We start from the raw sequence: 23,794 nt of genomic DNA on the forward strand, positions 1-23,794 counted from the left end.
GATCCGCCCCAAGCCGGACGATATGCTGCCGGACTCGGGCGGAACAAGAGCCCGCGATGATTGAGGCGGTCGACGCGGCCGCTGCCTGAGGCGATCAGTCGTAAAACGCCTCCACGACCTTGCGCCGGCCCAGCATGAAGGCATCGGCGACATGCCTCAGCGGCGCAAGGTCGACGTCTGAGCGGCCTTTTCCGATGAGTTCGGCGAAGCGGCGGTAGAGCATCGGATATTCCTGCTCGGGCTCTTCGTGGACGAGCTTGCCGTCCAGCGCCAGCTTCGCGCCGCCTTCGGAAAGCAGCATCCGCCCCGCGTCGGTCTCCGCCGCGATGTCCCAGCTCTGCTTGCCCGTCTGCCGCCAGTCGAATTCGGCTGAAAGGTCGAGCCCAGCCGCATCGGTGAACCTGATGTCCGCCGCGATCGGCGCGTCGCGATTTTCCGGAAACTCAAGCGTCGCGGCGGTGATGAACACCGGCCGCGGCAGGATGTGAGTGACGATCGACAGCGCGTTGATGCCTGGATCGAAGACACCGAGACCGCCCGCCTGCCAGATCCAGTCCTGGTTCGGGTGCCAGTGGCGCACGTCCTCCTTCCACGTCACCTTCATCGAGCGGATCGTGGTGGAGGCGAGAAGGGCCCTTGCGGCTTCGACGGCGGGCGCATAGCGCGAGTGCCAGCTGGCAAACAGGGAAAGCCCGCGGGATGCCGCCTGAGCCTGCAGGTCCTCGACCTCGCTCAAGGTCGCGCCCGGCGGCTTTTCCAGGAATACGTGCTTGCCGGCCGACAGCGCCTTGTGCGCCGCCTCGTAGCGGTACTGCGGCGGCATGCAGAGCGATACCGCCTCGATGTCCGGCACGGCAGCCAACAGTTCGTCGATCGAGCCGAAAATGGCGATTCCCTCCACGCCGCCATGGCGGCTCGCGGCGGCGATCAGCTTGAAATCGGGGTTCTTTTCGATCGAGGGCAGGTGTTGGTCGCGGGCGATCTTGCCGACGCCGACGATGGCGAGATTGATCGGTGACATGGTGCTTCGCTCGATTTGTATGATGATTGGGAGGCTGTTGTAGCAGAATGCGGCCCGCCGGCAAGGCGGCCCTTTTAACTCAGCTGTCGGCGCCTCGACGCGATGCCGCCGATCTCTCCGCCTTTCGTCTAATGACGGCTAGCCACCCGGGAAAACCGCTGGCGGGCGCTTGAATCCGGCTTTGAAATGCGCACTCTGGCTGTGCACGGCAAAGAAAATCGACAAAAAGCCATGCGGGGAGGAACGATGCAGGCATTGCTTGGGCTCAGCCGACTGATTGATTTGATTACGGAGAGGATCGGCAAGGCGGTGTCCTGGCTGATCCTGTTCGCCGTCCTGGTCAGCGCCGGGAATGCGATCGTACGGAAGGTCTTCAACGTCTCGTCGAACGCCTGGCTCGAGGCACAATGGTACCTGTTCGGGGGCGCCTTCATGCTCGCCGCAGCCTACACTCTGTGCGAGAACGAGCATATTCGCATCGACGTCGTCTACGGCAAGTTTTCGCGCCGCACCCAGCACTGGATCGACCTGTTCGGTCACTGCGTCTTCCTGATGCCGTTCGTGCTCCTGATGATCTACTACTTCATCCCCTACGTCAGCCGGTCCTATCGGTCGGGCGAAGTGTCGTCGAGCGCAGGCGGCCTGATCCTGTGGCCGGCCAAGGCCATCCTGCTGGCCGGCTTCCTGCTTTTGGCCGCGCAAGGGATCTCGGAGATCATCAAGAAGATCGCCATCCTGCGCGGCGACCTGGATGATCCGACTACATATGTGCCGAACCTCCAAGCCCTCGAAGGGGAAGGCTCCGGGGAGGCTCGCTCGTGATCGAATTCATCGCCGAGAACCTTGCACCGATCATGTTCATGTCGCTGATCGTGTTCCTGCTTCTGGGATACCCGGTCGCCTTCTCGCTTGCCGCAAACGGCCTGCTCTTCTTCATCATCGGAGTGGAACTGGCGCCGCTGTCAGATTCGATCAACCTTTCCTGGCCGCTGCTCAGCGCATTGCCGGACCGGTTCTGGGGGGTGATGTCGAACGAGACGCTGCTCGCCATCCCGTTCTTCACGTTCATGGGGATCGTGCTGGAAAAATCCGGCATGGCGGAGGACCTGCTGGACACCATCGGCCAGCTTTTCGGCCCGATCCGCGGCGGTCTCGCCTATGCCGTGATCTTCGTCGGCGCGCTGCTTGCCGCCACCACCGGCGTCGTCGCCGCTTCCGTCATCGCCATGGGCCTGATCTCGCTGCCGATCATGCTGCGGTATGGCTATGATCGCAGCCTCGCATCCGGCGTCATCGCCGCCTCCGGGACGCTGGCGCAGATCATCCCGCCATCGCTGGTGCTGATCGTTCTCGCCGACCAGCTCGGCCGTTCCGTCGGCGACATGTATGCCGGCGCGCTCATCCCGGGGCTGGTTCTGACGGCGCTCTATGCCGGCTACATCATGACCATGTCGATCGTCAGGCCGAAGTCGATGCCGGCGCTTCCGCTGGAAGCCCGTACGCTCGGCTCCGGCGTGACCTCGCTTGGGATTGCCCTGGTGGTCGCTGCCTGCATCGCCTACGGCGCGCACGTCTACCTCTATCCGACCCACGGCGAGAACGCCGACATCCTGGGCGGAACGGTCGGCGTCATCTTCATCTACATCGTCGCCCTGCTCGACAAGACCCTGAAGATCAACGCGATGTCGCGGCTGGCCCAGCAGGTCATCATCGTGCTGATCCCGCCGCTGGCGCTGATCTTCCTCGTGCTCGGCACGATCTTCCTCGGCATCGCCACGCCGACGGAAGGCGGCGCCATGGGCGCGGTCGGCGCCCTGATCCTCGCAGCCGCCAAGGGGCGGTTAAGGCTCGAGGTGGTCCGTTCGGCACTCACCTCGACGACCAGGCTGTCGGCCTTCGTGCTGTTCATCCTGATCGGCGCGCGCGTATTCTCGCTGACCTTCTACGGCGTCAACGGTCACCTCTGGGTCGAGCACCTGCTGGTGTCGATGCCCGGCGGCGAGACGGGCTTCCTGATCGTGGTGAACCTGCTGGTCTTCTTCCTGGCGTTCTTCCTCGATTTCTTCGAACTCGCCTTCATCGTCGTGCCGCTGTTGGCGCCGGCGGCGGAGAAGCTGGGCATCGACCTGATCTGGTTCGGCGTCCTGCTCGGCGTCAACATGCAGACGAGCTTCATGCATCCGCCCTTCGGCTTCGCGCTGTTTTTCCTGCGGTCGGTGGCGGCGAAGGTCCCGTATATCGACAAGATCACCGGTAAGACGATCGCTCCGGTGACGACCGGGCAGATCTACTGGGGTGCGGTGCCGTTCGTCGGCATTCAGGTCCTGATGGTGGCGCTGACCATCCTGTTCCCGCAGATGGTGATGCACTACAAAGGTCCGGGCGCGGCCGTCGACCCCTCGACGATCAAGATCGAGGTGCCGGGCTTCGGCGGGCAGGGGGGTGGCCTGCCAGGGCTGACGCTGCCCGACAATGGTGGCGGGCTCGGGCTTCCCGGTGGCCTGCAGCTTCCCGGCGGCAACCCGCTCGACCAGCCGCCGGCCGGCGGCGGCGGGGCGGGTCAGCCGAAACAGCTGCCTGCGAACGACCTCAGCCAGCCTCCGTCGTTCGATCAGAACGACGTTGGCCACGCGCCTGAACCGGCGGCCAACGACCTTAGCGCGCCGCCGTCCTTCAATTGATGCCAGAACGGGCGACCTGCCAAGGTTGCCCGTTTTTTTATGACGGCGGCGCTGCCAGTCGGTCGAACGCTGTTGCTGAGTGAGCGTGTATGTCACCGCGGTGGTAGCTGTAGCGGTCGACGGACAGGCGCAAAAGGCGGTCGATCGTCATGAACGTTCAGGTTTTTGTCAGTAGAGTCATATCCGTCTAATCGTCACACGGGTGCGCCCGTTAACAGATCGAGCGAGATAGCATGATGAAGCTTACTGCGCTGACCAGGCTACTTTGGCTTCCGGTAACGGTGGCAATTCTGTATTTGGCCGCCGTTGGCTTCCGGCCATTGTTGCCGGTCGACGAGACACGCTATGTAAGCGTCGCGTGGGAGATGTATCTGCGCAGTGGCTGGTTCGATCCGTTGACCTTGAACTTCGAGCCCTATCACCACAAGCCACCCTTGTTGTTCTGGCTGATGAACCTTTCCTGGGCGATCTTCGGCGTCAGCCGCTGGGCCGCAACCATACCGATCGTGCTGTCGGCGCTCGCATGCGTATATCTCACCGGCATACTCGGTCGCCTGCTTTTCCCGCAGGCGCTGGAGGACACCAATCGCACCAGGCTGGTCATGGTCGCAGGCGTGCCGTTTCTAACCTACGGCACCATTCTCATGTTCGACATCACGCTGACCGCTTTCGTGTTGTTGTCATTGATCGGCGTCGTCCTTTACTCCCGGCAAAGAAGCTGGCGCCACATTGTTCTGATCGGCGTCTCGCTCGGGCTCGGTGGGCTCGCCAAGGGTCCCTTCGCCCCGTTCTGCATCTTCTTCCCCATCCTGCTTGCGCCTTACTGGGCCAAGAATATCGGCAACGTGCTCACCTGGTATGCCGGAAACGCGCTTGCCGGCCTGATCTCCCTTGCCATCGTGCTTGTCTGGCTGATCCCGGTCCTCACCCAGAGCGACTCCGAATTCGCCTACTGGCTGCTGTGGAAGCAGACGGCCGGCCGCGTGACCGGCAGCGTCGAGGACCACCTTGCGCCTTTCTATGCCTATCTTCCGCTCCTGCCGGCGATGTTCGTTCCCTGGGTCTTTGTGCCCGGTTTCTGGAAGGGGCTGGCCAAGCTTCGCAGCCACTTCCCCGACAGCGAAGGGAAGCGGTTCCTGATCTGCTGGCTCGTGCCGAGCTTCCTTGGGTTCTGCCTGTTCAGCAACAAGCAGCCGCACTACCTCATGCCGCTTATGCCGGGCGCCGTGCTTCTTGCGGCACTTTGCCTCCCGAGGGTCTCGACGGACATGCTGGCCAGGACGATGGTCCTCATGGTCACGCTGTTCGTGGCGGGGCAGGCCATTGCCTCAGCGACATTCCTGCACCGCTACGACCTGGCCCCGGTTGCCGCCTTCGTCAGCGCCAATCGGGACAAGGACTGGGCGTTCGCCCAGAATTACCACGGTGAGTTCGGCTTCCTGTCGCGACTTGAAAAGCCCGTCGACGATGTGCGCCTGAAAGACCTCGATGCTTGGTTCTCGAAGCACCCGGATGGTTTCGCCGCCGTCATCTACCGGAATCCCGCCGAGGTCGCCGGCTACCGGCAGATCATGGATGGTCCCTACCGGGGGCGGAGGATGGGTGTGTACGGCAGAAGCGAGGCTCAATAGGCCGAAGGACGAGGCTTGCCTGCATCCGCTTGCTTACCGTTCTGGTTGAGGGGCGCTCAAGCTTTGCCGTTGCAGGACAGATACAGACTAATCGCCATGTCACCAGATGACATCGGAACAGCAGGAGCGCCGACCGGCGAGAGCGGGAACAAGGGACCAGCAGGCGTGGAGTTCACCGAGGATTGGACCACGAACAAGCTGGATCTATGGCTGCCTGTTCTTGCGGAGATGCGGGATGAACCCACCGATATTCTCGAGGCGGGAACGTTCGAAGGGCGCTCCGCAATCGCCCTGCTGGACTACATGCCGAAGTCCAGGATCACCTGCATCGATCACTTCAAGGATGCCGATGTGGAGGGGCGTTTCGACCGCAATATGGCAGCGTACGGCGACCGGGTGACGAAGAGGAAGGGCTCCGCAGTGGTCATAATGGAGCAACTACGCCGCAAGCATGCATCCTATGACCTCATTTATCTCGACTGCGCCAAGGAGCGCACAGGCGCGTTCATCGTCTCCGCGCTGGGCTGGCACATGTTGAAGGTCGGCGGGATCATCATCTGGGACGATCTGAACTGGCAGAAGACGAGAAATCCCGCTAGGCGCGCCGAACCTGGCTCGAAGCTGTTCATCAAGACCTTCTGGCGCTCCATGAAGGTCCTGCATCACCCGGTCAGCAATCCGCGGTGGTCTGGTCAACTGATCGCGCGGAAGGTCAGCGACGATTGGCCCGACTACGAATTGCCCGACATGTGAACGCTGCGGCCCGCAAGCGGGAAGGTTATCGGGGTGCGCCGGAAACAGAAATCCCGGAGCATTGCCCCGGGATCCGCATTCCTCGTGGTATCCTTCTTACAGCTTGCCGTTGCGCTGCTGGATCATCATGAAGGTGTCATAGTTGTATTCTGCGATCTGTGCGTTCAGGTAGTACTCGCCGCGGAACGCCTTGATCGAATCCCAGATCTTCTTGAAGGTCGGGTTGTCGTCTTCCATCTCGGCGTAGACCTCGTCGGCCTTGTCGTAGCAGGCCGAGAGGATTTCCGGGCTGAACGGTGCGAGCTTCGCGCCGGCGGCGACGAGGCGCTTGATCGCCGGCGGGTTCAGCCAGTCGTACTTCTGCAGCATGTTGGCGTCGGTGGCCTGGCAGGCGATGCGCAGCAGCGACTGGTAGTTCTTCGGCAGGCTTTCGAAAGCGGCCTTGTTGAACATGGCGTGCACAGTCGGGCCGCCTTCCCAGAAACCGGGATAGTAGTAGTAGGGCGCGACCTTATAGAAGCCGAGCTTCTCGTCGTCATAGGGCGTCGTCCATTCCGCCGCGTCGATCGTGCCCTTTTCCAGCGCCGGATAGATGTCGCCGCCGGCGATCTGCTGGGGCACGACGCCGAGACGCTCGACGACCTTTCCGGCGAAGCCGCCGATGCGCATCTTCAGGCCCTGCAGGTCGGCAACGGTCTTGATCTCCTTGCGGAACCAGCCGCCCATCTGCACGCCGGTGTTGCCGGCCGGCAGGCCGACCAGGCCCTGCGTGTCCAGGAACTCGTTGTAGAGCTCGATGCCGCCGCCGTGGTACTGCCAGGCGTTCATGCCGCGCGCGTTCAGCGCGAAGGGAACCGCCGAGCCGAGCGCCCAGACCGGGTCCTTGCCCCAGTAGTAATAGCCGACGGTATGGCAGGCTTCGACAGTGCCGGCAGCGGCGGCGTCCGCCGCCTGCAGTCCGGGAACGATTTCACCGGCTGCGAAGACCTGGATCTGGAAATTGCCGTCGGTTGCTTCGGAAAGGTATTTGGACAGCGTTTCGGCGCCGCCGTAGATCGTGTCGAGCGACTTCGGGAACGAAGAGGCCAGGCGCCAGTTGACCTTCGGATTGCTCTGCGCCAGCGCAGGTGCGGCAAGTACTGCAGATGCCGCAGCGCCGGCGCCGGCCACCCCGGCATTCTTAATAAATGAACGACGATCCATTCTCTCTCCTCCCAAATGGGAGCGGACGTTGGGTCCGCTCGTCGTGATCACGGCGAACCTAACCATGCCGGGATAGGGGATTCAAGCACACGCGGCATTTGGCCAAGCGCAGGGCAATGCGACTTTCGTCTAATCGCAGCGGGGCGGTATCTCCATGTTTTTACGCGATTCCGGCGTCGGGGAGACGCGCGAGACGTGGAGGGCAGCGGGCGCTGGCATGCGCAATCGGCTGGCTGCGCGAAGGCATGCGGCGGCGCCGCCGGTCGAACCGCACCGCTCGCGAGCGGCGGAAGACGGTTCATGACCGGCCGGTCAGCCGGCCATGGCACCCTCGTATTCGGACGAGAGCTCCAGCCATTGTTCCTCCGCCGCAGCCAGTTTCGCAGCTGCATCGGAGCGCTCCTTCGCCTTCTGGGCGGCCTTGGCGGGGTTCTTCTCATAGAGCGAGGGATCGGCAAGCTCCGCGTCCAGCAGCTGGATCTGTTGCTCCAGTTTCGCCGTAAGCGCCTCGATGTCGTTGATCCTTTTCCGCAGCGGCGCCAGCGAGGCCCGCCGGTCGGCATTCGCCTTGCGCTGGTCGGCCTTGGAGAGCCCCTCGTCGGTGGCCACCGGCCGGGCCTTCTCCTCCTTCGGCTTCGGACCACCGACCACCAGCGTCCGGTATTCCTCGAGATCGCCGTCGAAGCTCGTCACGGTCCCGTCCTTGACGAGCCAGAGCCGGTCGACGGTCGCCTCGATCAGGTGACGGTCGTGCGAGATCAGGATGACGGCGCCGGGATAGTCGTTCAGCGCCTCGATCAGCGCCCGTCGGCTGTCGATGTCGAGGTGGTTGGTCGGCTCGTCGAGAATCAGCAGGTTCGGCGCGTCGAACGCGGCAATCCCCATCAGGAGCCGCGCCTTCTCGCCGCCGGAGAGGTCCTTGGCTGCCGTGTCCATTTTCTCGGTCGCAAGTCCCATCTGGGCAACCCGCGAGCGCACCTTTGCTTCCGGTGCGTCGGGCATCAGCCGGCGCACGTGCTCGACGGCGCTCTGGGTCGGAACGAGATCGTCCAGCTGGTGCTGGGCGAAGAAGCCGATCTTCAGGCCCGGTGCCGTTCTGACTTCACCGCTCCCGGCGGCGAGCTTGCCCGAGATGAACTTGGCGAAGGTGGATTTGCCGTTGCCGTTCGAGCCGAGCAGCGCGATGCGATCGTCGTTGTCGATGCGCAGGTTCATCCGCTTCAGGATCGGCTTGCCGGGCTCGTAGCCGACGGCACCGCCGGAAACGGCGATGATCGGCGAGGCGGGCTGCTTCTCAGGCTCGGGGAAGGTAAAGCCCTGGACGTGATCCTCGATCACGGCGGCGACGGTTCCCATCCGTTCCAGCGCCTTGACGCGGCTCTGGGCCTGCCGGGCCTTGGTCGCCTTGGCCTTGAAGCGGTCAATGAAGCTCTGCAGGTGTTTTCGGGCGGCCTCGTTCTTGGCCTTCGCCTTCATCTGCAGTTCGTCGGCCTCCGCCTTCTGGCGTTCGAATTGGTCGTAACCGCCGCGATAAAAGGTCAGCTTCTTCTGGTCCAGGTGGACGATCGCGTTGACAGCGGTGTTCAGGAGATCACGGTCATGGCTGATGATGATGACCGTGTGTGGGTAGCGCCGCACGTAATCCTCGAGCCACAGCGTGCCTTCAAGGTCGAGATAGTTGGTCGGCTCGTCGAGCAGCAGCAGGTCCGGCTCGGCAAAGAGAACCGCCGCCAGCGCCACCCGCATCCGCCAGCCGCCGGAAAAACTTCTCGCCGGCCGCTTCTGCGCCTCATGGTCGAAGCCGAGGCCGGCGAGGATGCTGGCTGCGCGCGCCTCGGCCGCATGCGCGCCGATGTCGGCAAGCCGGGTCTGGATCTCGGCGATCCGGTGCGGGTCGGTCGCGGTTTCGGCTTCCTTGAGCAGGCTGGCGCGTTCCTTGTCGGCGGCCAGAACGATCTCGATCAGCGGCTCGTCGGTGCCCGGCGCCTCCTGTGCGACCTGGCCGATGCGGGCGTTCTTCGGCAGCGAGACCGTGCCGGCCTCGGAGGCGAGGTCGCCGGTGATGACCCGGAACAGCGTGGACTTGCCGGCGCCGTTGCGCCCGACGAGACCCGCCTTCGTGCCTGACGGCAGCGATACGGAAGCATTGTCGAGGAGCAGGCGCCCGGCGACACGGGCGGAAAGGCCGGAAATCGTGATCATGGACGCGCTCTATAAGGTGCCGGAACGGTGGCGCGCAAGAGGTGCGGTGCGCGCCTCAGCCAGCATCGCGCCGGTACTGGCGTCCGGCGCGCTCGGTCAATTCGAGCGAATAGACACATGTACCGCCTTCGCTGGCCGCCTCCAGGGCCAGCAGCGCCTGGCGGTAGAGCTCGCCGCCGTTCGGTGCGTCCTCGGTGAAGGCGCAGCCCACCGTGAGCGTCAGCGTTCCCGGCAGATATTCGCGGCCGGAGATCCGGAACACTTCTGCCTCGATCCGATCGCGGATGCGCTCGGCGATCGAGACGACGCTGTCGCGGTCCACCTTGTCGAACAGGAAGGCGAAGCCGTCGCCGCCGACGCGCGCCACATAGTCGAGCTTCTTGATCGACTTGCGGAACAGGGTGGCGATCTGGCGGAGCGCATCCTCGCTGGCGCCGGGCGCATGGCTGTCGGAGATGCTCTTCAACCGTTCGACGCGCATCAGCAGCAGCGCGCTGCCGGCATTGTCCTCGGCATCGTAGGCGGCCATCAGCCGGTTCGTCAGCGCGGCGCGGTTGGCGAGCCCCGTCACCGGATCGTGGAGCAGCGCCGTCTCGCTCGCGCCGACGCCGGAAGCGATGTTTTCGAGCCGGGCCACCAGCGTGTCCATGCGGCGGCAATGGGCGCGTTCGCTGCCGATCATCGCCTCGACGGCGGCAACCAGCAGGTCCGCCTGGGCGGCGAAGTCCGACATGGCCATCACCGGGTCGGCCTTGAGCCGGCCGAGCAGGTGGCCGATCTGCGCGACGGCATTGGTCTTCTTCTGCCGCTCGGCCTCCGCCTCGGTCGCAAGCGCCTCGATCGTCCGCATCAGGTCGCTGGCGCTGTGGCCGAGGACGAGCGCGTTATGGTCGGGAACCCCGTTGCGCACGCCGATGGCGTCGAGCGCCTCCTGCGCGGGCGCCTTGCCGAGCGCGGTGATCTCGCGCCCCAGCGCCGTATTGCCGCCGGTCAAAGCCTCATGCAGCAGCGCGTAGTTGCGCGGGATCGGTGCAATCTCCAGCCGCGTGATGACCTGGGTTATCATCGCCATGACCGCTGCGGATCGGGCCAGCGTTTCCGGTGCATTCGCCTTAGCGTTCATTGTTCACCAGCTGTTGGAGGCATCGGCGAGAACGCCGCTTGATGCAACCTTTAGCTGATAAGACTTAAGAACCTGTTGAATGGCGCCGGCTGTGCGAACGCAATTGCGCGTTGTACGTGTCAGCCCGTTGCTCCGATCCGCTCGCTATCGCGGCGGTTGCTCAGAGTTTTCTTTGACGAGACGCGGCAGCGGGCATCATGTGGCGATCGCTCAGCACTTCAACCACTGGTCCCCGTCGCCACGGAGGAAATAAAGCAGATCCAGCACGAGGCTCGGCCGGCCGAGCGAGGTCAGGATCGTGTGGCACTGGCCACGGTGATGGGTCTGATGGTTGAAAAAATGCGCAAGTCCTGGCCCGAGCGGTTGGCTGATCGGCACCGGATTTGACAGCGTCACATAGCTGATTGTTTTCGCCAGGTCCTGCTCTTGCAGCGAGCCGATCCAGTCGATGATCTTCTGGTCTTCGGCGATACGCGCCTGGCGCAGTTCCTCGACATCCTCGAAAAGGATTGCGTCGAGGCGGACCGGCGCATCGCCGCTGCCGGTAAAGCGCTTCATCCAGATCCGGTCGGCCGCGAGAATGTGGTTGAGGGTTGCGTGCAGCGAGCCGAAGAAGGCTCCCTTGTTCTCGTGGAGGGCGGCGGGCGACAGGGCCGCCGCCTCGGCATAAAGGATCCGGTTTGCCCAGGCGTTGTAGGCGGCGAACATCTTGTAGTGATCGAGCATGATCTTCCGAAACCGTGATGGGAATGCACAAAGTCTAGCACCCGATTGCCGCTGCGACTGTGATGGCACGCATGAAATTTTCTGATCTGTCGCCACAAGGCACATGCAGGTTCGAGGCGATGCGCTCGACTGCTTGGTGCAGGTGCGGAATGGAAAATCGGATGGGTTTAGTGCAGTCGGCGGCGATCGCCCGTCAGAGCTCTTTGATCCATCCCCGGTCGACGCAGTACCGTGCCCCTTGTTTTGCGCCGAATTGGCGGGTATTGAACCGCCACTTTTCACTGAACCCAAGGAAACGGGACAATGGCGATTGAACGCACCTTTTCGATGATCAAGCCGGACGCGACGAAGCGCAACCTGACCGGCGCCATCACCAAGATGCTCGAGGATGCCGGCCTGCGCGTCGTTGCATCGAAGCGCGTCTGGATGAGCCGCCGCGAAGCCGAAGGCTTCTACGCCGTCCACAAGGACCGTCCGTTCTTCGGCGAACTCGTCGAGTTCATGTCCTCCGGCCCGACCGTCGTTCAGGTCCTCGAAGGCGAGAACGCCATTGCCAAGAACCGCGAAGTGATGGGCGCCACCAACCCGGCCAACGCCGCGGAAGGCACCATCCGCAAGGTTCACGCCCTTTCGATCGGCGAGAACTCGGTGCACGGCTCCGACGCTCCGGAAACCGCCGCCGAGGAAATCGCCTACTGGTTCTCCGGAACCGAGATCGTCGGCTGAAGCATAGCCTGAAGTTCAGCCTGCAACAGCTTGAATACGTTAAACGGGGCCTTGTGGCCCCGTTTTTCGTGCGTTGCCCGCAGCCCGTCACTGCGGACACTTCGTGGCATCGAAATGCCTCGGCAAAAGTCCACCGTTGCGGAACATCCGCGGGTTCTTCTCGTAGCCCGGGCCGATGACCAGCGCCTCGGCCGGAAGCACGCTCTGGTCCAGATCGGAGACGACGGTCGTCTCCAGCCGCTGCAACTCCGTGCCATCCGGAGCGTTGACGCGGATCGCCACGCGATAGGGCGTTTGCTTCTTTATGCAGGTGACATCGGGGCTCTCGAGCACCACCTTTTCCTGCCTCGGGAAAAGTGGCCGCGTCAGGGTCAGAGCGTCGCCGCCGGCCGGGTTCTGGAACTCGGCGGTCACGGTCGACCCTTCCGGCACCGGCTGGGTCCGGTTGAGCGTGACCATATAGGTGGCGTAAGCCAGGCGGTAGTTGAAGACGAACATCTTTCCGGTCAGTTGCAGCGGGTCCGGACCGCTGTCGCGCTGGCAGCCTGCAAGCGTCAGCGACAATGCCAGCAAGATCATGTTGCGAAAGCAGCTCATGACCGGGCCTCCTCCCTGCGGCGGCGATAGTGGCGGCTTGCCTTGGCGCGATTGCCGCATACCGCCATGTCGCACCATGCACGCGAGCGATTGCGGCTCCTGTCGAGAAACAGCCAGCCGCAATTCGGGCAGATCTTCAGCCGCTCCGGCTCGGCCTCTACTGCCAGCCGCAGCGCCGAGCGGGCGGTTTCGGCGTCGAGCGCGCCCGGTCGGCCGCCGGAATGGCGCAGCGTATCGGCGATCGCCTCCAGCAGTACCGCAAGCCCTGCCGGTGTCCCCGCGTTCGTCGCTTCGGCCCGAAAATGGCCGTCGATCGCCTCCCGCAGGTCGATGAAGGCGTCCCGACGATCGGCCGCGACCGGAATGAGGGGGCCGGTCCGCTCGCGCTCGGCGCAATGGGTGTTCGCGGCAGCCGCGAACGCGTCCATTGCCGCCACGTCGCCGTAACGGTCGATGCGCCGCGTCGGATCACAGCGCAGTACCACCGAATTGGCGACGTCGAGAGCCAGCGCGCCGCCGGCGAAACGATGCGGGGTCCAGGTGAAGCTCATCCCATCATTCTAACTGGCAATTTCAGTTTGACCAGTTACAATATGCTTGATCGACCGCGAGAGTGCCGATGGCCTATCTTCTGCAGCAAGTGGCAAATGCCGTGCCCATCGCCGCCCTCTATGCCGTGCTCGCTTTCGGCTATGCGATCGCATTCTCGGTGACGCGCCGCGCCGATGTCAGCTTCGGGGCAGTTTTCGCCTTCGCCGGCCAGATGTTCATCCTCTTTGCCGATTACGGCTGGAACCGGTTGTGGCTCGTCCTGCCGGCAGCGCTCGCCTTCGGTGCCGCGATGGCGCTTCTCTACGGCATCGGCGCGGGCCTCATGATAGGCCGCCACGTGATGCGCCCGCTGGCGTTCAACTCGGACAACACGGTCGTGGTGGCCGCCCTCGGCGTGGTCCTCGTGCTGATGGAGACAGCCCGCCTTGCGTCGGACACGCGTAGCATCTGGCTGCCGCCGCTGCTCAGCCGGCCGCTGGAACTATGGGGCGATCCGGCCTTCCCGGTGACGCTGACAGTCCTGCAGGTCATAAATTCGGTCGTGATGGTCGCCGTCGTTCTCGCCGGACATTTCGTCCTCGCCCGTTCCGATTGGGGCCGGCGCTGGCGGGCGGTCTGCGACGACCGGCAGGCGGCCGCGCTGTGCGGTGTCGACGCCGCCCGGATATTCCTTACGGCCTATGGCGCCGCCGCCTTCGTCGCCTGCATCGCGGGCATCCTTGCGGCCGGCTACTACGGCAACATGGATTTCGGCGCCGGGCTGAACTTCGGGGTCAAGGTGCTCTTCATAGCCGCGATCGGCGGCTACTCGACGCCGATCCTTTCCGCACTCGGTGGGGCCGCGCTTGGGGTGGTCGAGACGGTCTGGAACGCCTACGGCGAGTTCCTCTGGCGCGACTTCGCCATCTATTCGGCGCTGGTGCTGCTTCTGGTCGTATTCCGTCGGGACAAGGCGGTACCGTAGCCTGGAGGGCACCGGCAGTTGGCTGGTGGGCCGGCGCCGCCTTCACTGCGGCGGGGCCGGCCTGAAATCCAGCCGGGACGGCAAAGGCAATCTGCGCCGCCACTCAATCCTTGAACTTGGCGTAGTCCGGAAACACCGCTTCGAATTTTGCCAGGTAACGCTTCAGCTTCGGCCGGCCCTTCTGCCACTGACCGGCAAAGCGCAGTTCGATGTAGCGCAGCATCGCCGCAAGCGCGAAGTGGCCGCCATGCGGCTTCTTGCCGAGCCGCGGCATGTTCTTCTCGAGGTGGTCGAGCGCGCGCTCGACCTTGCTCCACTGCCGGTCGATCCACGGCTGGTGGAGCTTCTCCTCGGGACGGAAACGCTTTTCGTAGACGATCGCCAGCAGGCAGTCGCAGACGCCGTCGGCGGTTGCCTCCAGCACCTCGGCCTCGGTCCGCTTCGCCGCTGCCCGCGGGTAGAGCTTGCGGCCGGTCTCGCGGTCGATGAACTGCATGATGACGCGGCTGTCGAAAATCGCCTGACCGGTGTCGGTGACGAGCGCCGGGATTTTGCCGAGCGGGTTGACGGCGAGAAGTTCGGCCGGCTCGGCGTTGGTGTCGGTCGCGACGTGCTCGGCCTGCAGCCCGCAATAGTCGGCGGCCATGCGCACCTTGGTGGAGTAGGGCGAGGCCGAGGAATAGAAGATCTTCACGAAGTGTTGCTCCCTGTTGGAGGTCCTTGCAGCGTCGCTCATGCTTTCGCCGGCGGCTCGGCAGGTGGAATCGGCGCGCAAACCTTTCTTCAAATCGGCTCCGATTGAAAGGGTGGTGCGCTAGCGAACCGCAGGCCGGACGATGTTTTTCGCCTTGCAGCCGGCGCGGTCGACCTCCGGGCAGGCGCGGAAATCGAGGCCGGGCGTCATGCAGATGCGGATTTCCTCGAGCCGGCCGCGATCGCAGGTCACCGCGATGCCGGCTTCCATCAGGCCCGGGTTGGCGGTAACCAGCGCGGCCTCGATCTCGGCCGCGCCCAGGCGTTTCCCGGATGCGTTTGCAAGCGTGTCCGGCAGGTGGATGCGCTCGTAGGCCGCGCGGGTTGCGGCAAGATAATCGCGCTGGTCCAGCCCCGAGCAACTGCCGTGCTTGCGCCACTGATGTCCGATGACGCCCATCGACGGCATGATGTCCAGGTATTGCCGGCCGAGAGCCGCCGGCACGCGGCCGGGCTCGGCCGAGCGGCAGAATTCCGGATAGCCGCGCTCGAACTGCGGCCACAGCCCGTGCACCACGAAGCCCGCCTTGCGGCCAGCTTGGCATTGTTCGCTACGGCCCGCCGGGTCGTTGTCCATGCACCAGGTCGGCGACCAGGAGAGCGACAGCACGTAGAAATCGAAGCCGTGTCCCTGCGGCACCGGTGTCGTTTGGGTCGCTGGTTCGCCGGACGAGCCAGCCACCTGTCCGGCCTCCGACCTTGGCGCCTCTTCGCCGCATCCGGCAAGCGAAAATGGCAGGCTGGCGGCAAGCAGCAATGCGGCGAGGCGGGTGGACGCAGGCCGGTCAGGTTTGTGGGGGGCAGGCACGGCTTAGTAGGTCGGCTGAAGCGATGCGCAATGGGCGCCGTAGACATGCCACGGATCGAGGTCGGGAATGCAGAACTCGATCGAGCGCCCGACGCCGGCGAAGCCCCAGGGCCGCTCGATCAGGTAGAACAGCGGCCGATGGCTGCCGTCGGTAAGCGTCGCATTGGCGAAACAATATTCGCGCTGGACCGACGAAATGTACTGATTGAACGGTTCGAAACCGGTTAGCTGCATGCCGCGAATTTCATAGATGGACAGATTTTGCCGGATGTAGTGCGCCGCCTTGTATTCGAAGCGGTGGGTGATGAAGCGAAGCACGCTCGGATCGGCGCAGGCACCAGCAGAGCGGGCGGAAGCATATGCCGGTCGGGGCTCGACATAGGTGCCGTAGTCGGCGGCGTTCGCCGCAAAGGAAAGGCCGGTCGACAGGCATACTGCTACAGTTGCCGCGCGTGCGAACATGTTCCCCTCCGGCCGTCTCGCTCCAATCGCGATCGGCGCCGTTCGACTTGGCGTGCCGGCCGCCACCGGCGATCCTCGCACCTAAGCTGCAGATTGCGGCCCGCACCGGGGTGAGGTCAAGAGGCGAGTTGCGTCTCTCCGGTGAGCCAGAAGCTGCGCGCCGACGCAAAGCGGTCCTGCCGCAGCCGCTCCTTCAAAAACGGCAGCAGCTTTTCCAGCTCTGCCTTGAGCGTGTAAGGCGGGTTGACGACGATCAGGCCGGAGCCGGTCAGCCCCGTCGTCTCTCGGTCGCTGCGGACCGAAAGCTCCGCGCACAGCATCTTCGGTATGTCGAGTTCCTTCAGTGCCTTGTGGAAGTCGGCGATCGGCGCGCCCTTCTTCAGCGGATACCACAGGCAGTAGGTTCCCCCGGCAAAGCGGCGGAAGGCCTTCGCCAGCCCCTCGGCGAGCCGTTCGTATTCGCCCTCCGCCTCGAAAGGCGGATCGACCAGCACGATGCCGCGCTTCTCCTTCGGCGGCACATGCGCACCGAGAGCCAGCCAGCCGTCCAGACGGGTGATCCGGCTCTGGAAGTCGCCGTCGAACAGGCGGTGCAGGCTCTCGTAGTCGTCCGGGTGCAGTTCCATCGCCGACAGCCGGTCCTGCGGCCGAAACAGCATGCGCGCGAGCTTCGGCGAGCCGGGATAGAACCGCACCCCGCCACCGGGATTGAGCGCCTTGACCGCGTCGATGTAGGGCGCAAGCAGCGGGGCGATGTCCGCCGGCAGCTCGGTCTCGATCAGCCGGCCGATGCCCTCGCGCCATTCGCCGGTCTTCTGCGCCTCGTCGCTGGAGAGGTCGTACAGGCCGATCCCGGCATGGGTGTCGAGCACCCGGAAGGCCTTGTCCTTGCCCTGCATGTAGGTGACGAGCCGCGCCAGAACGGCGTGCTTGAGCACGTCAGCGAAGTTGCCCGCGTGGTAGATGTGGCGATAGTTCATTGCATTCCCGTGATGCGCCGATGAATTGTTGCGATGGAAGGAAGATTCTGCCTTCTTGGCGCATTCGTTCTGGAATATAGAAAAGCCATGACCCTTGCGACCCCCAATCTCGGCAAAACCACTGTCCGCCACTCGGTCTGTCCGCACGACTGTCCGTCCGCCTGCGCGCTCGACATCGAGATCGGCGCCGACGGGCGGATCGGCAAGGTGCGCGGCAGCGCCGACAACAGCTACACGGCCGGCGTCATCTGCGCCAAGGTCGCCCGCTATGCCGACCGGCTCTACCACCCCGACCGGCTGATGAAGCCGCTGCGCCGCAGGGGCGAGAAGGGCGGCGGCGACTGGCAGGACATCTCCTGGGAGGCGGCGCTCGACGAGATCGCCAACGCCTTCGTCAAGGCCGAGCAGGCACAGGGCAGCGAGGCCGTCTGGCCCTATTACTATGCCGGCACGATGGGTCAGGTGCAGCGCGATTCCATTGATCGTCTGCGCCACGCCAAGCGCTATTCGGGTTTCTTCGATTCGATCTGCACCAACACCGCCTGGACCGGTTACGTGATGGGCACCGGCAGCCTGCGCGGTCCCGATCCGCGCGAGATGGCGAAAGCCGATTGCGTCGTCATCTGGGGCACGAACGCCGTCTCCACCCAGGTCAACGTGATGACGCACGCTACGAAGGCCCGCAAGGAGCGCGGCGCCAGGATCGTCGTGATCGACATCTACGACAACCCGACGATGAAGCAGGCCGACCTGGCGCTGAAGCTGCGCCCCGGCACCGATGCCGCCCTTGCCTGCGCCGTCATGCAGATCGCCTTCCGCGACGGCTACGCCGACCGCGCCTACATGGAAAAATTCGCTGACGATCCGGCCGGGCTGGAAGCGCACCTGTCCACGCGTGGGCCGGAATGGGCGGCGGCGATCACCGGGCTTTCGGTGGACGAGATCGAGGCGTTCGCCCGCCTCGTCGGCGAGACGAAGCGCACTTTCTTCCGCCTCGGCTACGGGTTCACCCGCAGCCGCAACGGCTCCGTCTCGATGCACGCGGCCGCCTCGGTCGCGACCGTGCTCGGCTCCTGGCAGCACGAGGGCGGCGGTGCCTTCCACAACAACGGCGCCATCTTCCGGCTCGACAAGCGCGAACTGATGGGCCTCGACATGGTCGATCCGGATATCCGCGAGCTCGACCAGTCGCAGATCGGCCGCGTGCTCACCGGCGATCCGGTGGCGCTACGCCACCGCGGTCCGGTCACGGCCATGCTGATCCAGAACACCAATCCGGCCAACATCGCCCCGGAGCAGCGGCTGGTGAAGCGCGGCTTCCTGCGCGATGATTTGTTCGTCGCCGTGCACGAGCATTTCATGACGGATACCGCGAAGCTCGCCGATATCGTCCTGCCCGCCACCATGTTCGTCGAGCACGACGATCTTTATCGCGCCGGCGGCCACCAGCACATCCTGCTCGGTCCGAAGCTGGTCGAGCCGCCGTCGACGGTGCGCACCAACCTCTTCGTCATCGACGAGCTCGCCAAGCGCCTCGGCGTCGCCCATCTGCCGGGGTTCGGCCTCTCGGAGCGCGACCACATCACCCGCATGCTGCCGCATTACGAAATCGACTATGACGGGCTTGCGGAAGAAAAATGGATCGACTGCCAGCCGGAGTTCGAAACCGCCCACTACGCGAACGGCTTCGGCCATCCGGACAAAAAGTTCCGCTTCCGCCCGGACTGGACGAAGACGCCCGCGCCGAACCGCCCGCCAGCCTCGATCGGACCGCTCGGCCCGCATGCGGAGTTGCCGGAATTCCCCGACTACGTCGAGGTGATCGAGACGGTCGACGAGGCCCATCCGTTCCGCCTCGCCACGCCGCCGGCGCGCACCTACCTCAATTCCAGCTTCACCGAGATGAAATGGTCGCGCGAGCGCGAGGGCCGGCCGGAGGTGATGATCCATCCCGACGACGCCGAAGCCAACGGGGTGGTTGACGGCGACGTCGTCAGGCTCGGCAACGGGCGCGGCGAGATCCGCCTGCATGCGAAGATCACCGACGCGGCCAGGTCCGGCGTGCTGATCGCCGAGGGCATCTGGCCGAACGACGCCCACCTTGACGGCGAGGGCATCAACGTGTTGACCGGCGCCGATCCGGTGGCGCCCTATGGCGGTGCCGCCCTGCACGACAACCGCGTCTGGCTTTCGAAAGCGACGGCATGACGAAGTTCCGCGACGCGAAGATCGAGATCGTCTCGGACGAGACGCTCTCGGACAACTGGTATCACCTTCGCAACGTCACGTACGACTATACCGGCTCGGACGGGCACACCGTCCGGCTGAAGCGCGAGGTCTACGACCGCGGCAACGGTTCCACCATCCTGCTGCAGGACCGCAAGCGAGATACCATCATCCTCGTCCGCCAGTTCCGCATGCCGGCCAACCGGAACGGCCATTCCGGCTGGCTCCTGGAAACGCCCGCCGGGCTGCTCGACGGCGACCATCCCGCCGACGTCATCCGCCGCGAGGTGATGGAGGAGACGGGATACCGGATCGATGAGGTGAAGTTCCTGTTCCGCGTGTTCATGAGCCCCGGCGCGGTGACCGAAACCATCGATTTCTTCGCCGCCGAGGTCGACGCTTCGATCCGCGAAGGCGAGGGCGGCGGCCTCGACCACGAGCACGAGGATATCGAGGTGGTCGAGGTGAAGCTGGACGACGCCGCGCGGATGATCGAGACCGGCGAGATCTGCGACGCCAAGACGATCATGCTGATCCAGTGGGCGCTGCTGCAGCGGAAGTAGCGATGGTGCGGTGAGCTTGCGCACCCGGATTTCTCGTCATGCCGGGCTTGGTCCGGCATCCAGCGCGCTCAGTCCTTGAGCGAAGGGAGTCTTTCGCGCCGCAGACGCGCGCTGCTGGATCCCGGCTCAAGGCCGGGATGACGGGAAGCGGTCTTTCGAGAGTAGCTGTCAGAGACCGGAGGAGATGAGGGGGACAGATTCCGTGGCCCCGCCTGTTTCCGTCGCGACGGCCCTGCCGTTTTCCATCCGAACGCTGCCCTCGGCCATCAGCCGCAGCGCCAGCGGATAGGCCTGGTGTTCGACGGTGAGCACGCGGGCGGCGAGGTCGGCCGGCGTGTCGCCGGCAAGCACCGGCACCGCCGCCTGCACGATCGCCGGGCCTTCGTCCATCCCCTCGGTCACGAAGTGTACGGTGCAGCCGGCGATCTTCATGCCCGCGTCGATGGCGCGCCGGTGGGTGTCGAGGCCGGGGAAGAGGGGGAGGAGCGAGGGGTGTATGTTGAGGATCCGGCCCTCGTAGCGGGCGATGAAGCGCCCGGAGAGCAGCCGCATGTAGCCGGCGAGGCAGATGATGTCCGGCCGCTGGCGGTCCAGCTCGGCAAGGATCGCCTCCTCATGCGCTTCCTTGGAGGCGAAATCCTTGCGCGGGAAGACGAAGGTCGGGATGCCGAGGGCCTGCGCCTTTTCCAGCCCGCCCGCGTCCGGCTTGTCGGAGAACACCGCGACGATTTCGGCCGGAAAGTCCGCCGCCGCGCAGGCCTTTGCCAGCGTCAGCATGTTCGAGCCGCTGCCGGAGATGAAGGCGACGACGCGCTTGCGGGAGGTGCCCGAAATCATAGGGCGAGTGTGCCCTTGTAGCTGGTGCCGGGCGCGCCTTCCGTGCGGGCAACCATCCGCCCGAGGGTGAACACGGTCTCGCCCTCGGCTTCGAGCACGGCGCTGACCCGCTCGACGTCGCCGGCCGCCACGACGGCGATCATGCCGACGCCGCAGTTGAAGGTGCGCAGCATCTCGTTCGCGGCCACGCCGCCGATCTTGGAGAGCCAGGCGAAGACGGCCGGCGCCTTGACCGCGTCGAGGTCGATCTCGGCGGCAAGTTGCTTCGGCAGCACGCGCGGAATGTTTTCCGGAAAGCCGCCGCCGGTGATGTGGGCCAGCGCCTTGATCGCACCGGTCTCGCGGATCGCCTTCAGAAGCGGCTTCACGTAGATCTTCGTCGGCGTCATCAGCGCCTCGGCCAGCGTCTGGCCGGCCGAGAACGGGGCAGGGGCATCCCAGGCAAGCCCGGACAGCGCCACGATCTTGCGCACCAGCGAATAACCGTTCGAGTGGACGCCGGAGGAAGCAAGCCCAAGGATCACGTCGCCCTCGACGATGTCGCCGGCCGGCAGCAGCTTGCCGCGCTCGGCGGCGCCGACGGCAAACCCGGCAAGGTCATAGTCGCCGCCGGCATACATGCCGGGCATCTCTGCCGTCTCGCCGCCGATCAGCGCGCAGCCGGCTTGCCGGCAGCCCTCGGCGATGCCGCCGACGATCGCCGCACCCTGGTCGGGGTCGAGCTTGCCGGTGGCGAAGTAGTCGAGGAAGAACAGCGGCTCCGCGCCCTGCACGACGAGGTCGTTGACGCACATGGCGACAAGGTCGATGCCGACGGTGTCGTGCTTGTCGGCGTCGATCGCGATCTTCAGCTTGGTGCCGACGCCGTCATTGGCGGCAACCAGCACCGGATCGGTGAAGCCTGCGGCCTTCAGGTCGAACAAGCCGCCGAAGCCGCCGATCTCGCCGTCGGCGCCGGGGCGACGCGTCGAGCGCACGGCCGGCTTGATCTTCTCGACCAGCAGGTTGCCAGCGTCGATGTCGACGCCCGCATCGCTGTAGGTCAGGCCGTTTTTCTCAGACTGGCTCATGCTCGGCTCTCCGCTGGTCGGTGATCGCGCCCGATTGGCATGCCGGGGCCGCAAGTGCAAGCATTATGCCCGCATTTGCCGGGACCTTTCGAAGGAATCTGCCCATCAGGCCGGCTGTCCGGCCCGGGGACTTTAATTCGCCTCCGGTGAACGCCACATTGCGGGCGGACCTGGGCGGGCAAACCTGGGGGCTCGAGGAATCGGGAGGTCATGACGTTACCGAATGTGATCACTGTGGCGCGGCTGGCGGCGGTTCCGATCTTCGGATGGGCTTTGCTGGACGGCGCAATGCAGGTTGCCTTCCTCCTCTTTCTCGCCGCCGGCGTCTCGGACGGCATCGACGGCTTTTTGGCGCGACGCTGGAAGCAGGAAACAGCGTTCGGCGCCTGGCTCGATCCGATTGCCGACAAGCTGCTGATGGCGAGCGCCTATGGCCTGTCCGGCTACCTTGGCTTCCTGCCGGCCTGGATTGTCCTGCTCGTGGTCGGACGCGACGTTCTGATCGTCAGCGCGGTGCTGTTGTCGCGCAGCGTCGGAAAGCCTCTCGAAGCACGGCCGATCCTCGTCTCCAAGGCCAACACGGTCGCCCAGGTTCTTCTCATCGTGCTCGTTCTCGCCGATCGCGCCTTCGGTATCGCGGCGGGCCCGGTCATCTCGGCCATGGTCCTCTTGACCGCCACCTTGACCATCGTCTCCGGTGCGGCCTATCTCAGCATATGGATGCGCCTGATGCGGGGAGTGATGGCGCCGTGACCAATGGAAACAGCAGCGAGCAAAGAGGCAACATGCCGACGCCCATCAGCGGAGCGGGACTGAAGCGCCAGGTCACCTTCTGGCTGCTGGCGCTCGCCTTCCTCGTTCTATTCCTGCTGGTGTTCAGTTCGATCCTGCTACCCTTCGTGGCCGGCATGGCGCTCGCCTACTTCCTCGATCCCGTCGCCGACCGGCTCGAGCGGATCGGCCTCAGCCGCACCATGGCGACTTTCGTCATCCTGGTCGCCTTCATCGTCGTCTTCGCCCTGTCGCTGATGATCGTCATCCCGCTGCTTGCCACCCAGGCCTCCGACCTGCTGTCGAAGCTGCCGGGCTATCTGGCGCAACTGCAATCGCTGGTGACGAGCTTCAATCCCGACATCCTGCCGCCCTGGATCTCGAGCCAGATGGGCGCGATCAAGCAAGGCTTTGCCGGGGTTCTCGCCGAAGGCGCGGGGCTGCTCGGCACGATCTTCAAGCAGATCTGGAACTCGGGCCTTGCGATCGTCGACATCGCCTCGCTCCTGATCGTTACCCCGGTCGTCGCCTTCTACCTGCTGCTCGACTGGGACCGCATGATCGCCAAGGTGGACAGCTGGGTGCCGCGCCAGCATGTGGAGACCGTGCGCCAGATCGCCACCGAGATGAACACGGCGATCGCCGGTTTCGTGCGCGGGCAGGGCTCGATCTGCATCATCCTCGGCCTTTACTACGGCATCGGGCTCTCCGTGGTCGGTCTCAATTTCGGGTTGCTGATAGGGCTATTCGCCGGCGCCATCAGCTTCGTGCCCTATGTCGGCTCGATGGTGGGGCTGGTGCTTTCGGTGGGCGTCGCCATTGTCCAGTTCTGGCCGGATTACCTGTGGATCGGCGCCGTGATGGCGGTGTTCTTCTCTGGCCAGTTCGTCGAGGGCAACATCCTGCAGCCGAAGCTCGTCGGCTCGCAGGTCGGGCTGCATCCGGTCTGGCTGATGTTCGCGCTGTTTGCCTTCGGCGCCCTGTTCGGCTTCGTCGGACTGCTGGTCGCCGTGCCGGCCGCCGCCGCGGTCGGCGTGCTTGTCCGCTTCGGGCTGCAGCGCTACCTTGACAGCGACCTCTACCACGGCCAGAGCACTCTTCCTGTCGCCAAGGAAAAAGAAACGGCTTCGTCGCCGAAGCCATGA

General features: G+C 64.7%; 23 protein-coding genes. 10 read left to right on the forward strand and 13 right to left on the reverse strand.

What is annotated here, in order from left to right:
- Positions 1–94 precede the first annotated feature (94 nt).
- Positions 95–1,021: a Gfo/Idh/MocA family protein gene (locus C7449_RS02365; protein ID WP_108001151.1), complete on the reverse strand. Its 927-nt coding sequence runs from the start codon at positions 1,019–1,021 to the stop codon at positions 95–97.
- 246 nt (positions 1,022–1,267) lie between these two features.
- Between C7449_RS02365 and C7449_RS02370 the strand changes: the two genes are divergently transcribed.
- From C7449_RS02370 to C7449_RS02385, 4 genes are all read left to right on the forward strand, one after another.
- Positions 1,268–1,843, forward strand: coding sequence for a TRAP transporter small permease subunit (locus tag C7449_RS02370; RefSeq protein ID WP_108001152.1), 576 nt, complete (start codon positions 1,268–1,270; stop codon positions 1,841–1,843).
- Positions 1,840–3,702, forward strand: coding sequence for a TRAP transporter large permease (locus C7449_RS02375; RefSeq protein ID WP_108001153.1), 1,863 nt, complete (start codon positions 1,840–1,842; stop codon positions 3,700–3,702). The genes C7449_RS02370 and C7449_RS02375 overlap by 4 nt, the downstream gene beginning before the upstream one ends.
- A gap of 233 nt (positions 3,703–3,935) precedes the next feature.
- Positions 3,936–5,333: an ArnT family glycosyltransferase gene (locus tag C7449_RS02380; RefSeq protein WP_108001154.1), complete on the forward strand. Its 1,398-nt coding sequence runs from the start codon at positions 3,936–3,938 to the stop codon at positions 5,331–5,333.
- Positions 5,334–5,429: 96 nt separating this feature from the next.
- The gene (locus C7449_RS02385) at positions 5,430–6,086 is read left to right on the forward strand and encodes an O-methyltransferase (protein WP_108001155.1); all 657 of its coding nucleotides are present in this window, start codon (positions 5,430–5,432) and stop codon (positions 6,084–6,086) included.
- A 96-nt stretch (positions 6,087–6,182) separates the two neighbouring features.
- On the opposite strand, the gene C7449_RS02390 is transcribed toward C7449_RS02385, so the two are convergent.
- From C7449_RS02390 to C7449_RS02405, 4 genes are all read right to left on the reverse strand, one after another.
- Positions 6,183–7,289 (reverse strand): TRAP transporter substrate-binding protein, encoded by a 1,107-nt coding sequence (locus C7449_RS02390; protein WP_108001156.1) that lies wholly within the window; start codon positions 7,287–7,289, stop codon positions 6,183–6,185.
- 312 nt (positions 7,290–7,601) lie between these two features.
- Positions 7,602–9,491, reverse strand: a complete 1,890-nt coding sequence (locus tag C7449_RS02395; RefSeq protein ID WP_108001157.1) for an ABC-F family ATP-binding cassette domain-containing protein — start codon at positions 9,489–9,491, stop codon at positions 7,602–7,604.
- Between the two features lie 55 nt (positions 9,492–9,546).
- On the reverse strand, positions 9,547–10,563 hold the full coding sequence (locus tag C7449_RS02400) for a GGDEF domain-containing protein (protein ID WP_170115769.1): 1,017 nt from the start codon (positions 10,561–10,563) through the stop codon (positions 9,547–9,549).
- Between the two features lie 261 nt (positions 10,564–10,824).
- Positions 10,825–11,340 (reverse strand): DinB family protein, encoded by a 516-nt coding sequence (locus tag C7449_RS02405; RefSeq protein ID WP_108001159.1) that lies wholly within the window; start codon positions 11,338–11,340, stop codon positions 10,825–10,827.
- Between the two features lie 303 nt (positions 11,341–11,643).
- Between C7449_RS02405 and ndk the strand changes: the two genes are divergently transcribed.
- Complete coding sequence (gene ndk / locus C7449_RS02410; protein WP_011974973.1) at positions 11,644–12,066, forward strand: nucleoside-diphosphate kinase; 423 nt, start codon at positions 11,644–11,646, stop codon at positions 12,064–12,066.
- Positions 12,067–12,153: 87 nt separating this feature from the next.
- On the opposite strand, the gene C7449_RS02415 is transcribed toward ndk, so the two are convergent.
- Together C7449_RS02415 and C7449_RS02420 are read right to left on the reverse strand one after the other, a co-directional pair.
- Complete coding sequence (locus C7449_RS02415) at positions 12,154–12,663, reverse strand: hypothetical protein (protein WP_170115770.1); 510 nt, start codon at positions 12,661–12,663, stop codon at positions 12,154–12,156.
- Positions 12,660–13,214 carry a CGNR zinc finger domain-containing protein gene (locus tag C7449_RS02420; protein ID WP_108001160.1) on the reverse strand — a complete coding sequence of 185 codons (555 nt, stop codon included), beginning with the start codon at positions 13,212–13,214 and terminating at the stop codon, positions 12,660–12,662. The genes C7449_RS02415 and C7449_RS02420 overlap by 4 nt, the downstream gene beginning before the upstream one ends.
- Positions 13,215–13,282: 68 nt before the next feature.
- Here C7449_RS02420 and C7449_RS02425 point away from each other — a divergent pair, with 68 nt between their 5' ends.
- On the forward strand, positions 13,283–14,179 hold the full coding sequence (locus tag C7449_RS02425) for a branched-chain amino acid ABC transporter permease (RefSeq protein WP_108001161.1): 897 nt from the start codon (positions 13,283–13,285) through the stop codon (positions 14,177–14,179).
- A 103-nt stretch (positions 14,180–14,282) separates the two neighbouring features.
- Here the strand turns inward: C7449_RS02425 and C7449_RS02430 are convergent, their stop codons facing one another.
- From C7449_RS02430 to C7449_RS02445, 4 genes are all read right to left on the reverse strand, one after another.
- Complete coding sequence (locus tag C7449_RS02430) at positions 14,283–14,873, reverse strand: glutathione S-transferase (RefSeq protein WP_108001424.1); 591 nt, start codon at positions 14,871–14,873, stop codon at positions 14,283–14,285.
- Between the two features lie 120 nt (positions 14,874–14,993).
- The gene (locus C7449_RS02435; RefSeq protein ID WP_374828246.1) at positions 14,994–15,740 is read right to left on the reverse strand and encodes a ribonuclease T2 family protein; all 747 of its coding nucleotides are present in this window, start codon (positions 15,738–15,740) and stop codon (positions 14,994–14,996) included.
- Positions 15,741–15,743: 3 nt separating this feature from the next.
- Entirely contained in the window at positions 15,744–16,202 is a 459-nt protein-coding gene (locus C7449_RS02440; protein WP_108001163.1) for a hypothetical protein, read from the reverse strand.
- A gap of 116 nt (positions 16,203–16,318) precedes the next feature.
- Entirely contained in the window at positions 16,319–17,182 is an 864-nt protein-coding gene (locus C7449_RS02445; protein WP_108001164.1) for a 23S rRNA (adenine(2030)-N(6))-methyltransferase RlmJ, read from the reverse strand.
- Between the two features lie 87 nt (positions 17,183–17,269).
- Here C7449_RS02445 and C7449_RS02450 point away from each other — a divergent pair, with 87 nt between their 5' ends.
- A complete protein-coding gene (locus C7449_RS02450; protein WP_170115771.1) occupies positions 17,270–19,390 on the forward strand; it encodes a molybdopterin-containing oxidoreductase family protein in 2,121 nt (706 codons plus the stop codon).
- Positions 19,387–19,971 (forward strand): NUDIX domain-containing protein, encoded by a 585-nt coding sequence (locus C7449_RS02455; RefSeq protein WP_108001165.1) that lies wholly within the window; start codon positions 19,387–19,389, stop codon positions 19,969–19,971. Before C7449_RS02450 ends, C7449_RS02455 begins: the two co-directional genes overlap by 4 nt.
- Before the next feature lie 168 nt (positions 19,972–20,139).
- On the opposite strand, the gene purN is transcribed toward C7449_RS02455, so the two are convergent.
- Positions 20,140–20,808 (reverse strand): phosphoribosylglycinamide formyltransferase, encoded by a 669-nt coding sequence (gene purN / locus C7449_RS02460; RefSeq protein WP_108001166.1) that lies wholly within the window; start codon positions 20,806–20,808, stop codon positions 20,140–20,142.
- Complete coding sequence (gene purM, locus C7449_RS02465; protein ID WP_108001167.1) at positions 20,805–21,878, reverse strand: phosphoribosylformylglycinamidine cyclo-ligase; 1,074 nt, start codon at positions 21,876–21,878, stop codon at positions 20,805–20,807. The genes purN and purM overlap by 4 nt, the downstream gene beginning before the upstream one ends.
- Before the next feature lie 210 nt (positions 21,879–22,088).
- On the opposite strand from purM, the gene C7449_RS02470 reads away from it, so the two are divergent.
- Together C7449_RS02470 and C7449_RS02475 are read left to right on the forward strand one after the other, a co-directional pair.
- Positions 22,089–22,631, forward strand: coding sequence for a CDP-alcohol phosphatidyltransferase family protein (locus tag C7449_RS02470; protein ID WP_108001168.1), 543 nt, complete (start codon positions 22,089–22,091; stop codon positions 22,629–22,631).
- 32 nt (positions 22,632–22,663) lie between these two features.
- On the forward strand, positions 22,664–23,794 hold the full coding sequence (locus C7449_RS02475; protein ID WP_108001169.1) for an AI-2E family transporter: 1,131 nt from the start codon (positions 22,664–22,666) through the stop codon (positions 23,792–23,794).

This window comes from Mycoplana dimorpha, from assembly GCF_003046475.1.
Lineage (GTDB): Bacteria > Pseudomonadota > Alphaproteobacteria > Rhizobiales > Rhizobiaceae > Mycoplana > Mycoplana dimorpha.

Excerpts from the sequence above, each read along its gene's own strand:
- C7449_RS02365 (WP_108001151.1), bottom strand. The coding sequence starts at position 1,021 with ATGTCACCGATCAATCTCGCCATCGTCGGCGTCGGCAAGATCGCCCGC.
- C7449_RS02370 (WP_108001152.1), top strand. The coding sequence starts at position 1,268 with ATGCAGGCATTGCTTGGGCTCAGCCGACTGATTGATTTGATTACGGAG.
- C7449_RS02380 (WP_108001154.1), top strand. The coding sequence starts at position 3,936 with ATGATGAAGCTTACTGCGCTGACCAGGCTACTTTGGCTTCCGGTAACG.
- C7449_RS02385 (WP_108001155.1), top strand. The coding sequence starts at position 5,430 with ATGTCACCAGATGACATCGGAACAGCAGGAGCGCCGACCGGCGAGAGC.
- C7449_RS02390 (WP_108001156.1), bottom strand. The coding sequence starts at position 7,289 with ATGGATCGTCGTTCATTTATTAAGAATGCCGGGGTGGCCGGCGCCGGC.
- C7449_RS02395 (WP_108001157.1), bottom strand. The coding sequence starts at position 9,491 with ATGATCACGATTTCCGGCCTTTCCGCCCGTGTCGCCGGGCGCCTGCTC.
- C7449_RS02400 (WP_170115769.1), bottom strand. The coding sequence starts at position 10,563 with ATGGCGATGATAACCCAGGTCATCACGCGGCTGGAGATTGCACCGATC.
- C7449_RS02405 (WP_108001159.1), bottom strand. The coding sequence starts at position 11,340 with ATGCTCGATCACTACAAGATGTTCGCCGCCTACAACGCCTGGGCAAAC.
- ndk (WP_011974973.1), top strand. The coding sequence starts at position 11,644 with ATGGCGATTGAACGCACCTTTTCGATGATCAAGCCGGACGCGACGAAG.
- C7449_RS02415 (WP_170115770.1), bottom strand. The coding sequence starts at position 12,663 with ATGAGCTGCTTTCGCAACATGATCTTGCTGGCATTGTCGCTGACGCTT.
- C7449_RS02420 (WP_108001160.1), bottom strand. The coding sequence starts at position 13,214 with ATGAGCTTCACCTGGACCCCGCATCGTTTCGCCGGCGGCGCGCTGGCT.
- C7449_RS02425 (WP_108001161.1), top strand. The coding sequence starts at position 13,283 with ATGGCCTATCTTCTGCAGCAAGTGGCAAATGCCGTGCCCATCGCCGCC.
- C7449_RS02440 (WP_108001163.1), bottom strand. The coding sequence starts at position 16,202 with ATGTTCGCACGCGCGGCAACTGTAGCAGTATGCCTGTCGACCGGCCTT.
- C7449_RS02445 (WP_108001164.1), bottom strand. The coding sequence starts at position 17,182 with ATGAACTATCGCCACATCTACCACGCGGGCAACTTCGCTGACGTGCTC.
- C7449_RS02450 (WP_170115771.1), top strand. The coding sequence starts at position 17,270 with ATGACCCTTGCGACCCCCAATCTCGGCAAAACCACTGTCCGCCACTCG.
- C7449_RS02455 (WP_108001165.1), top strand. The coding sequence starts at position 19,387 with ATGACGAAGTTCCGCGACGCGAAGATCGAGATCGTCTCGGACGAGACG.
- purN (WP_108001166.1), bottom strand. The coding sequence starts at position 20,808 with ATGATTTCGGGCACCTCCCGCAAGCGCGTCGTCGCCTTCATCTCCGGC.
- purM (WP_108001167.1), bottom strand. The coding sequence starts at position 21,878 with ATGAGCCAGTCTGAGAAAAACGGCCTGACCTACAGCGATGCGGGCGTC.
- C7449_RS02470 (WP_108001168.1), top strand. The coding sequence starts at position 22,089 with ATGACGTTACCGAATGTGATCACTGTGGCGCGGCTGGCGGCGGTTCCG.
- C7449_RS02475 (WP_108001169.1), top strand. The coding sequence starts at position 22,664 with ATGCCGACGCCCATCAGCGGAGCGGGACTGAAGCGCCAGGTCACCTTC.